At 61.1% G+C, this 9,883-nt stretch carries 13 protein-coding genes; 7 read left to right on the forward strand and 6 right to left on the reverse strand.

Going from position 1 to position 9,883, the window contains the following annotated elements:
* Positions 1–20 precede the first annotated feature (20 nt).
* The 5 genes from AB4Y97_RS20025 to cyoA all read right to left on the reverse strand — a co-directional run bounded on the left by AB4Y97_RS20025 (position 21) and on the right by cyoA (position 5,391).
* Complete coding sequence (locus AB4Y97_RS20025; RefSeq protein ID WP_442000804.1) at positions 21–1,139, reverse strand: amidinotransferase; 1,119 nt, start codon at positions 1,137–1,139, stop codon at positions 21–23.
* A gap of 193 nt (positions 1,140–1,332) precedes the next feature.
* Complete coding sequence (cyoD, locus tag AB4Y97_RS20030) at positions 1,333–1,746, reverse strand: cytochrome o ubiquinol oxidase subunit IV (protein ID WP_442000805.1); 414 nt, start codon at positions 1,744–1,746, stop codon at positions 1,333–1,335.
* Entirely contained in the window at positions 1,743–2,438 is a 696-nt protein-coding gene (locus tag AB4Y97_RS20035) for a cytochrome c oxidase subunit 3 (RefSeq protein WP_442000806.1), read from the reverse strand. Before AB4Y97_RS20035 ends, cyoD begins: the two co-directional genes overlap by 4 nt.
* Entirely contained in the window at positions 2,435–4,447 is a 2,013-nt protein-coding gene (locus tag AB4Y97_RS20040) for a cbb3-type cytochrome c oxidase subunit I (protein ID WP_442000807.1), read from the reverse strand. The genes AB4Y97_RS20035 and AB4Y97_RS20040 overlap by 4 nt, the downstream gene beginning before the upstream one ends.
* A 2-nt stretch (positions 4,448–4,449) precedes the next feature.
* Positions 4,450–5,391, reverse strand: coding sequence for a ubiquinol oxidase subunit II (gene cyoA, locus AB4Y97_RS20045; protein ID WP_442000808.1), 942 nt, complete (start codon positions 5,389–5,391; stop codon positions 4,450–4,452).
* 710 nt (positions 5,392–6,101) lie between these two features.
* Between cyoA and AB4Y97_RS20050 the strand changes: the two genes are divergently transcribed.
* The 7 genes from AB4Y97_RS20050 (at position 6,102) to AB4Y97_RS20080 (ending at position 8,866) form a co-directional block, all read left to right on the forward strand.
* The gene (locus tag AB4Y97_RS20050; protein ID WP_442000809.1) at positions 6,102–6,311 is read left to right on the forward strand and encodes a cold-shock protein; all 210 of its coding nucleotides are present in this window, start codon (positions 6,102–6,104) and stop codon (positions 6,309–6,311) included.
* Between the two features lie 115 nt (positions 6,312–6,426).
* Positions 6,427–6,654: a hypothetical protein gene (locus AB4Y97_RS20055; RefSeq protein WP_442000810.1), complete on the forward strand. Its 228-nt coding sequence runs from the start codon at positions 6,427–6,429 to the stop codon at positions 6,652–6,654.
* A 344-nt stretch (positions 6,655–6,998) separates the two neighbouring features.
* Positions 6,999–7,208, forward strand: coding sequence for a cold-shock protein (locus AB4Y97_RS20060; RefSeq protein ID WP_442000811.1), 210 nt, complete (start codon positions 6,999–7,001; stop codon positions 7,206–7,208).
* Between the two features lie 93 nt (positions 7,209–7,301).
* A complete protein-coding gene (gene infA / locus AB4Y97_RS20065; protein WP_203446296.1) occupies positions 7,302–7,580 on the forward strand; it encodes a translation initiation factor IF-1 in 279 nt (92 codons plus the stop codon).
* A gap of 31 nt (positions 7,581–7,611) precedes the next feature.
* A complete protein-coding gene (locus AB4Y97_RS20070) occupies positions 7,612–7,875 on the forward strand; it encodes a hypothetical protein (protein ID WP_442000812.1) in 264 nt (87 codons plus the stop codon).
* Positions 7,876–7,891: 16 nt separating this feature from the next.
* Positions 7,892–8,122, forward strand: coding sequence for a hypothetical protein (locus tag AB4Y97_RS20075; RefSeq protein WP_442000813.1), 231 nt, complete (start codon positions 7,892–7,894; stop codon positions 8,120–8,122).
* Between the two features lie 24 nt (positions 8,123–8,146).
* Entirely contained in the window at positions 8,147–8,866 is a 720-nt protein-coding gene (locus AB4Y97_RS20080; protein WP_442000814.1) for a lysophospholipid acyltransferase family protein, read from the forward strand.
* Positions 8,867–8,946: 80 nt separating this feature from the next.
* Here AB4Y97_RS20080 and AB4Y97_RS20085 read toward each other — a convergent pair whose 3' ends face one another.
* A complete protein-coding gene (locus AB4Y97_RS20085; protein ID WP_442000815.1) occupies positions 8,947–9,687 on the reverse strand; it encodes a hypothetical protein in 741 nt (246 codons plus the stop codon).
* Positions 9,688–9,883 lie beyond the last annotated feature (196 nt).

Genomic DNA, 9,883 nt, shown 5'->3' on the forward strand with positions numbered 1-9,883 from the left:
GAGCATGCCTCCGCGCCCGGTCAGAAATAGGACTGCAACGTGCCGCGCCTACGGATGTCCAGGGTTGCACAATGGAATGACCCTCCGAACGGACCGTAGTTCAGAAACGGGCATGGGATCGGGTCGAAGCCCCAGTCTGTCAGAGCCCTGATGAGTGTAGTCTGAGAGCGATCGACCACAACCTTCCTTTCGTCCAGCATCAGGACGTTGATACTAGTCCATGGGCTGCACATCGAAATGCGGCTCATGATTCCTTCCACCGGATCGGGGCGCGGCGCCACGAGGATGTCCCAACCCTTCAGGATTGGCGGGAGACGGTCGATATCGATGTAGTCCGGATTGACCAGAACCTTTCCTGGAGCAAGGGGCATGAAGCTCGAATCGATGTGCATCGGCTGCTGGCAACGGCTCTCGATCTCGTGAATGCGAAACCCCTCCTCGAGATGGCGCCGCAGCCACTCGATTCCCATGCGATTCGTCACGTTCGAGCGGATCACGAACAAATCGCGGCCACAGCGCACGAAGTCTGCAGCATCGAAGACAGGCTCGAACTCGTTGACCGTATAGCGCATCGGCTCGCCCGGTCCCGGCACGCGGTAAGCATAGTCATAAAGGTCGTCCGTCAGCTGCGGCCGCGGGGCCGAGGTCCAACGGGCGCCGTTCGAGAAATAGTCCTTGAACAACGGTCGGTAGGCATCTCCTTCGAAATGGCGCGAGCGCCAGCACATCGGGGTCTCAATGATCTCGTCTCCGATCACCAGAAATCCGTCGCGCGGGCAAGCGACGCAGAACCCCCGGGACCTCCAATTCGGACTGCGGAAGAGCCGCGAACAGTCAACGACCTCCGGCCTTCGAACCCGCACGCCCTCGCCTTGCAGAATGCCGATGAACTCGTCGAGTTCCTTCTGAGCGAGCTTGACCATCCAGCGCGGGTATTTCCACCCCGCGGCCAGCCCGTAGAGCTTGGCCCCTAAGGGCGGCAGGTTGAAGGTGACGGTGACATGCTTCGACGGGATGGTGGCTCCCTCCAGCCGTCCGACGATCACTTCCTCGAGCGGATCCCACTCGTTCCAGCTCATGACGGGACTTCGAAACGGTGGACCAGCTTCCGACGCGTCGATTTGGGCCCACCTGCTCATGCTATGTCCCATCCATTCGAACCGACCGTGAAGTCATAGTTTGCCGGAAAGTCGAGGGCATTTTCGTGGCCAATGCTCCAAGTTCATACGGACGCTTTGTTGCATGGATGAGCACTACACAGACATGGCGGAGCCACCGACCACATCTTTGACCTATGCCATCTCCTTGGCTTATTGACCGTAGCCCGTGCGCTTACGGTTGCATCTGCATCTGCTGCTCCATCGGCATCATGTTCCGGTTCAGGTTGTCCATGATCCAGATCGACCCGACAACGATCAGGAAGACCACCAGGATGCCGAAGGCGAGCGCCAGCACGTTGTTGGTATTGTCCGGGCCCGTCGTGATGTGGAGAAAGAACACCAAGTGCACGCCCATCTGGGCGATGGCGAGCACGATCAAAGCTACCGGAATGGCTGGCGCGTAAATGAACTGCGAACCGGCCACGATGAAGGCCGCAGCGGTGAGCACGATGGAGAAGCCGAGGCCCAGATTGGCGTTGCGGACCCAATGGCCGGCGCTCTCTTCCGGCTCATCCCCCGGGGCATGGTCCTCCCGGTCATCCAGGGAGGCGGTATAGAGGTGCGGGTCGAACTCGAGATTGCTCATGCGACGCTCGCCATAAGGTAGACGATGGTGAAGATGCCGATCCAGACGATATCCAGGGCGTGCCAGAACAGGTTGAAGCACATCAGCCGATGAATGATCTCGCTACGAAAGCCCTTGATCTGGATCTGCGCCATCATGGTGGCCAGCCAGAGGCCGCCCACGGTGACATGCAGGCCATGACAGCCTACGAGCCCGAAGAAGGCCGTCAGCATGCCGCTGCGCTGGGGCGTGAAGCCCTGGTTGGCCAGCTCGATGAATTCCAGCGCCTCCATCAGGACGAAGGCCAGGCCCAGGAGTCCGGTGAGCAGGAGGAAGACCTGGGTCCGCAGCAGGTCCCTGACATTGGTGGCGGCAAATGACAGGCTGCACGTGTAGCTCGAGAGCAGGAGCGCCGCCGTTTGCAGGGCGACCCGGCGCGTATCGACGATCTCCGCAATGGTCGGTCCGCCGGCCGTTGCTTCCCTCTGCACGGCGAAGGTCGCGAAGAAGCAGGCAAAAATGATGATGTCGCTGAGCAGGAAGATCCAGAAGCCGTAACCCACGATGATCCGCTTGTGGGCAGGGCCGGTCGCCCCATGCCCGGCGCCTGCGATGGGTTCTCGGTGACCATGGGCGCGATGTCCGAGCCGGTGAGGGTCTTCGCGGATGCGGCGGATGGCTTCCACACTGGCAGGCAGTTCCAGGTCGGTCATGGCAGTGCCCCCTGCCGGTCGAGCCGGTCGAGCAGGGCTTCGCGGGCCGCGCGGCGGGCACGATCCACGCGGGCCACCTCCTCGGCCGGCACCTCGTATTCGTGCACGTCACGCCAGGCGAAGACGACAAATCCCGCGAAGGCCGCCACCAGCGCGACGCCGGCGAGCCACCAGATGTACCAGATCATCGCAAAGCCGAAGACGGAGGTGAAAAAGGCCGTGTAGATGCCGACCGGGCTGTGCACCGGCATCTCGATCGCCTCGTATTTCGGCTCCGCGGCCAGCTGCTGGGATTCCACAGCACGCAGCTTGATCCCCCAATAGGCCTCCTCTCCTTCGACGTTCGGCATGACGGCAAAGTTGAAGAAGGGCGCGGGCGAGGGGGTGGCCCACTCAAGCGAACGGCCGTCCCACGGATCGCCCGTCACGTCGCGCAGCTTCTCGCGGTCGCGGATGCTGACCACGAGCTGCACGACCTGCGAGATCACGCCCAGGATGAGGATTCCGACACCGGCCACGGACACGTAGAGCCAGGGGGCCCATTCGGGGATGTTGATGTGCTGCAGGCGCCGCGTCATGCCGAGCAGGCCCAGAACGTAGAGCGGCGCGAACGTCACCCAGAATCCGATGAAGGCGAACCAGAAGGCGGCCTTGCCCCAGCCTTCGTGCAGCCGGAACCCGAAGGCTTTCGGAAACCAGAACTCCAGACCGGCGAAGATCGCGAACACCACTCCGCCGATGATGACGTTGTGGAAATGTGCCACCAGGAACATCGAGTTGTGGGTCATGAAATCCGCCGGCGGCACCGCGAGCAGCACGCCGGTCAGGCCGCCGATGACGAAGGTGAAGATGAAGCCCATGGACCACAGCATGGGGACTTCGAAACGCACACGGCCGCCGTACATGGTGAAGATCCAGTTGTAGATCTTCACGCCGGTCCCGACCGCGATGATGCTCGAGGAGATGCCGAAGAACGTATTGACCGCCGCGCCCGCCCCCATGGTGAAGAAATGGTGCAGCCACACCATCAGCGAGACGACGCAGATGAACAGGGTGGCCGCCACCATGGAGCGGTAACCGAACAGCGGCTTGCCGGAGAAGGTCGAGAAGATCTCGGAATAGATGCCGAAGGCCGGCAGGACCAGAATATAGACCTCTGGATGTCCCCAGGCCCATACCAGGTTCACGAACATCATCGGATTGCCGCCCGCCGTATTCGTGAAGTAGTGGAAGCCTAAGTACCGGTCGAGGGTCAGCATGGCGAGCGTCGCGGTCAGCACCGGGAAAACGGCGACGATCAGCAGGCAGGAGGCCAGTGCCGTCCAGCAGAAGACCGGCATGCGCAGATAGCTCATGCCGTGACATCGCAACTTCAGCACCGTGGTGACGATGTTGATCCCTGTGATCAGGGTGCCGACCCCTGAGATCTGCACGGCCCAGAGATAGTAGTCGACGCCCACGCCGGGCGTGTAGGTCGCTTCGCTGAGCGGCGGATAGGGCAGCCAGCCGGTGCGGGCGAACTCGCCGACGAAGAGCGACATGTTGACCAGCAGGGCGCCGCTCGCGGTCAGCCAAAATCCGACCGAATTGAAGGTCGGGAAGGCCACGTCGCGAACGCCGAGCTGCAGCGGCACCAGAAAGTTCATGAAGCCCAGCACCAGGGGCATGGCGCCGAACAGGATCATGATCGTGCCATGGGCGGTGAAGATCTGGTTGTAATGCTCCGGCGGCAGATATCCCGGCGCGTTGATCGCCACCGCCTGCTGGGTGCGCATCATGATCGCGTCGGCAAAGCCCCGGATCAGCATCAGGACTCCCAGAAGGCAGTACATGACACCGATCCGCTTGTGGTCGACGCTCGTGATCCAGTCGTGCCAGAGATAGGGCCACCACCCCTTCACGGTGATTAGGATCAGCGCGCCGAGGGCGATAAGGATGACCACGAAGGAGGTGATCAGCGGGATCGGTTCGGACAAGGGAATCGCCGACAGGCTGAGTTTTCCGAACATCGTCAATCCTTCCCGCCCGTGGAGACTTCACGCCCGGCATGCCCCGGGCCCTCGGGCTGCGGCCCCGGTCCGGGCGCGATCTTCTGGGTGGCGACGGCCTGGAAGAGCCCGGAGTCGATAGCTCCATAGGTCGAAGGCTGCACGCGCTGGGTCTGCTGCAGCAGGCCGGCATAGGCGGCCTCGTCGAGTCTGGGGCCGGAGCCCCGGACGCTGGTCACCCAGGTCTCGAAATCGGCCGCCGGCACGCTCCTGACCTGGAAATGCATGTCGGAAAAGCCGTCGCCGGAGAACTGGGCCGAGATGCCCCAAAGCTCGTCAGCGCTGTCGGCCTGCAGGTTCACCTGCGAGATCATGCCCGGCATGGCATAGATCATCGATCCCAGGCGCGGCACGAAGAAGGCGTTGAAGACACTGGCCGAGGTGATGGAAAACCGGACCGGCGTCCCGGCCGGCACCATCACCTGGTTGACCGTCGCAATCCCCTGCTGCGGGTAGATGAACAGCCATTTCCAGTCGAGCGATACGACCTGCACCTCGAGGGGCGAGGTCTTGGAGGGCAAGGGTCTGAATGGGTCGAGCTGATAGGAGCCGATCCAGATCAGGCCGCCGATAAACATGATGGTCAGGATCGGGATCGACCAGACGACCGCTTCGATCCGTCCCGAATAGGACCAGTACGGCAGGTATTCCGCCTTGGGATTCGACGCGCTGTAGCGCCACGCCACCCAGAAGGCCAGCATGATCGTCGGAATGACGATGGCCAGCATGATCAGCGTGGCGTCGATCAGGATGATGGCATTGCCCCTGCCCACGGGGCCGATCGGGTCCAATACGCCGCCCGAGCAGGAAGCGAGGCCGAGACTGACGAGGCCCAGAACCGAGCCGTGCCACGCGCGGCGGCAAGCGCGGCCCGGCACGCCTTTCGAGACCTGCAAGTCATCCATGAGGGAGCATCCCTCCCTGTCGCAGACTCAACACCTCAAGCCTGACGACGTTCCGTCGGCGATTTGGAGCCTGACCGGCAATCACATAGGTTGACGACCGATATCGATTTCGGCTTGGCCGGCCGGCGACGGAGCGTCCGTCGCGCGATTGTACCTCAGCGTGGCGTTGGTGCATGGAGGTAGGAGGCACCGGGCTGATCGGGTGCGCTGTTACAGCCCCACTTGCCACATCAGTGCAGTGTGCCCATGCCCACGTACGTCCGCCATCCCCGCTTCCGAGCCAAAGACCGGGTCCCAAACTGGCCTAGGTACGAGGCCGGGCTGCGGGCGCGTTCCCATCCCAATCAGCAGGGCTGAGGTGGCGCTCGCAATCGAGGTCCTCAACCGCATGATCCGGACCGGCAAGCCAGTATCGGTGCGTGTTGCTTGAGCCCCGTCATGGAGAGACGCCGGCGGCTTCGGTGTGCCGCCAGGCACCAACGCCATCAGCCGACCTTCAGGCAAAGTGCACGCTTGCACGAAGTAGATTGAGTTCGTGCCTTGTAACGGCAACGGAGCCATCCTATTGTCCCGACATCGAAACTGGCCGACGACTGAGCTGCTGCGCCTTACCGTGCACCTGCACGGGCGATCTCCCCAAGTATCGATACTCTTTGAGCCAAGGCACTAGTGCATTTTGGCCTCATCATGAACAGGGAAAGGAACTCGCCATGGCGACAGGCACGGTGAAATGGTATAATGAGACAAAAGGTTATGGCTTCATTCAGCCTGACAATGGCGGCAAGGACGTCTTCGTCCATGCGTCGGCCCTGGAGCGCGCTGGTCTGCGCGGCCTGGTTGAGGGACAGAAGATCTCCTACGAGGTCGAGTCTGATCGCCGCACCGGCAAGGAGTCGGCTGGGAACCTGCAGACGGCCTGATCAAACTTTCCAGTCACCCACATTGTAACGGAAGCCGCCTCACCCGAGGCGGCTTCCGCGCTTTTTGCTGACGCAGCATCCTGGTGCGTCGAGCCAAGGAAAAGGACCACGAACATTGGCCCGCAAGAAGTCAAAGCCACTCGAGAGCGGCTATGCCCTCTTCGACATTCTCTACGAGGATGGCTCCCGCAGCTCGAACCGCCGTGTCCCACGCTCATTTCTGGGCGGGCTTGACGGCGATGAGCCCGCCCGGAAAACCATAGAGGAGCAGGACAATGCCATTGCCGAGAAAGCCGGCCGACCGCGCATTCCGATCAAGAAGATCACGCGCTCACCCGTCTAGCGTGAACCGGCCTGCCGCACAGCAATCCTTTCATGCAATCATGATCACTTCCGATGAGGTGGACCGGTTGTGGGTTTCCATCAGAAAACCTCTTGGCGGCCAGTGATAGTAAATTGCGAGCTCCTCACTGGTCTTTGGCCGCTTCCAAGCAGTGGCCCGCTTGTAAATCTTTGATTGTCCCCTATATCTCTATTATCGACTTTGGCCGGATAATCGGGCCGTTATGCCTTGGTCTGCCAGGCGCACGTTCAGAACTCTCCCAAACATCGACGAACCCGAGTGTGAGGGCGTGCCGTCGCACGCTCTTGGCTCACGTGCACATCAAGTCTACCAAGGATACTCCCATGCTTACGGGCACCGTTAAGCTCTACAACCACCCAAAAGGCTTCGGCTTCATCCAGCCCGATAACGGCGACAAGGACGTGTTCGTCCACGCCAGCGCGCTCGAGCGCGCTGGCATCCGCGGCCAGCGCGAAGGCCAGAAGGTGTCCTTCGACACCACCGAGGACCGTCGCAGCGGCAAGGTCGCCGTCAACAACATCAAAACGGCGTAAATGCCGGTGAAACAAGCGGCGCGGCATCCCACGCCCCTTGGCAAGGCCGTCCCTTCGGGAGCGGATTTTTTGTTTCTATTGAAGGGTTTTGCAATGGCTAAGGAAGAACTGATTACATTTGAAGGCGAGGTCGTCGAGATCCTGCCGGACGCTCGCTATCGCGTGAAGCTCGAAAGCGGTCACGAGATCGTCGCATACACGGCCGGCAAGATGAAGAAGAACCGCATCAAAACGCTCGCGGGTGATCGCGTCACCGTCGAGATGTCGCCGTATGATCTCGACAAGGGCCGGCTCATCTTCCGTCACAAGGACAGTGGTTCGGGCGCTCCCCGTCCGGGTGCTCCGCGCCGTCCGCAGTTCCGCCGCCGGTAAGGCGCCGCGGAACGCCGAGGAACAAGTCACGATGCTTGAAAAGACTTGGATGTTCGAGGCCGGCGACCGCGTACCGGAATGGCTCATGCGCCAGATCAACTGCGTGCTGCGGTTCGACCGCGACGCTGTCGTCGTCGAGAGTAACAGCGAGTATCAGATCTACCCGGTCAGCGCGATGAGTGAGGACGACACGATGGTGCTGGCCGAAATCATCGACCAGCAGTGCGATGCCGAGGTCGAGCATGTTCTGCCGATTCGAGCTCATACGGTTCCCCGGTCGATGTCTCTCAATTGATCACAGGAGGTTTCTCTTGAGTCGCAAGTATTCCATTGACCAGGCGGTTCATGCTGCTGGCACGCACTTTGCCGACCGCACGAGCGGCGTCAATGAAGTCGTTCGTCTGATGCCCGAGAGCAACGGCAAGTTCAGCTACAGAATCAAGAATACCACGCGCGGGACGGAGCGCGCCGCGGGCGAGTCCCAGATCCGTGCTGTTGATGCCGGACATGGCGCGCGGGCATCGTCAGCCGTTGACCGCTGATTCAATCTAAGGAAGCAAACCGCCGTGCAGCGAATCCGCTCTACTCTCTTTGACCTTCTGCTGGCCGTCTGGACGGGACTGTTCGTGCCAGTCCTGGCGATCCTTTGGCTGTGTGGCTCCCCGGAGCGTGGCGTTCGACTGGCATCGCGCTTGTGGGCCCGCGGTGTCCTAGTCAACTTGAAGTGGCTCGTCGGCTTGACCTACGCCGAACGGGGTCAACACAATATCCCTGACGGGCCCTGCCTGATCATCGCCAATCACCAGTCCACGTGGGAAACCCTCGCGTTCCTGACCCTGTTTCCGGATGTTGCCATTATCGCCAAGCGGGAACTGCTGACGATCCCTGTCTTCTCCTGGTTCCTGCGCAAGTCGCCGATGATCCTGATCGACCGGGAGAGCGGCTCGAAGGCCGTAAAGAAGATGGTTGAAGAGAGCCAGGCCGCGCTGGCGCAAGGCCGCTCCGTGCTGATCTTTCCGGAGGGGACTCGAAAGCCGGTCTCCGAGCCGATCGAGTTCAAGCGCGGGGTGGAGTTGCTCTATGCCAAGCTCGGCCGACCGGTTCTTCCTGTGGCTCTGAATTCAGGCCACTTCTGGGGACCCGACCGGCCCTACAAGCGAGCGGGGACAATTTCGGTTTCTTATCTCGATCCGATTGCCCCGGGTCTGGCCGGTCGTGAGTTCACGCGCAAGGCGGAGCAACTTCTTGAGGCGGAGAGAAGGTCCTCGTGGCCTCAGGCCGCTTAAATCCAGCGTCCGTAGATTGGCCTCTCGCCGGGTCCATGATCCCACCAACCGTAACGGTCGGCTGACCCGGCTCGCACATGTTAACGTTCCGTCACCAGCTCGATGAAGGGCTCAAGGCTGGCGTAGGGCAGCGTAAACTTCTCGCCTCGGAACAGCATCGGTACATCTTGCCCACCTGCGAAGCCCGAGGTCAGCTTGGCACGAACCGTGAAGGTCTCGCCTGCCGTCACGGAGCCCCAGGACTCATCAATGTGATCCACGATGCCAAGCTCGTTCAGCTTCGCGTCAACGGTCTGCGTCCGCGCGTGTGAAGGCAATTGACGGAGGCTGTTCTCGATATCGTCACGCATGGCAGCGTATGCGGGGTTACGAACCTTGTAGCGAAGCTCCGCATCCTGAGTAAAGCGCCATAGGGATCCGATCACCATCTGCTGCTCCTTGGTGAGCGGCTTCTTCTCTGGCTTCTCTGCCTTTTTTGTCGTCTTGGCACGCGTGGGGGGCTCGGTGGGCTGAACATTGGCGATCAGCGCCCACTTGCTCGACCACTCCACCGCCCGGTAGTCGCCTTTGGTGAGGCGATCTGCAAACTCCAGAATGTCCGGATCAATGGGGCGCTTGCCTCCATTCGCTTCGAAGTACCGCAGCCGCATATCGTCCGGAAGCAGCAGGTAGAAGTTGTCGCTTTTGACGTCCACATCGAAGATGTTCGTGACCTTCACCACCTGATCGCGTGTGGACGGAGCCTCAACGCCGTCACCCCTCGGGTAAACGATTGTTCCTTTGGGGACCCGGATGTAGCCGCCCATCTGAATTTCTGACATTTGTTTTTGTCTTTCTGTTAGGTGATCGGCAGTCGCTAAGAAGGCCAAAGATTTGAAATGGGAACGGCACCCGGAGGTGCCGTTTCTGTTGCTAGGCTTTCCCGAGCCCCGGATGGTTACGCCGCGAGGCGAACCGCACCCATGTCAACGTTGTCGTTGGCATTTGTGAATTTGCACTATCAGGGCCGTAGCTCAG

The sequence above is a fragment of the Microvirga sp. 2TAF3 genome, assembly GCF_052114965.1.
In the GTDB taxonomy this organism is placed as follows: domain Bacteria; phylum Pseudomonadota; class Alphaproteobacteria; order Rhizobiales; family Beijerinckiaceae; genus Microvirga.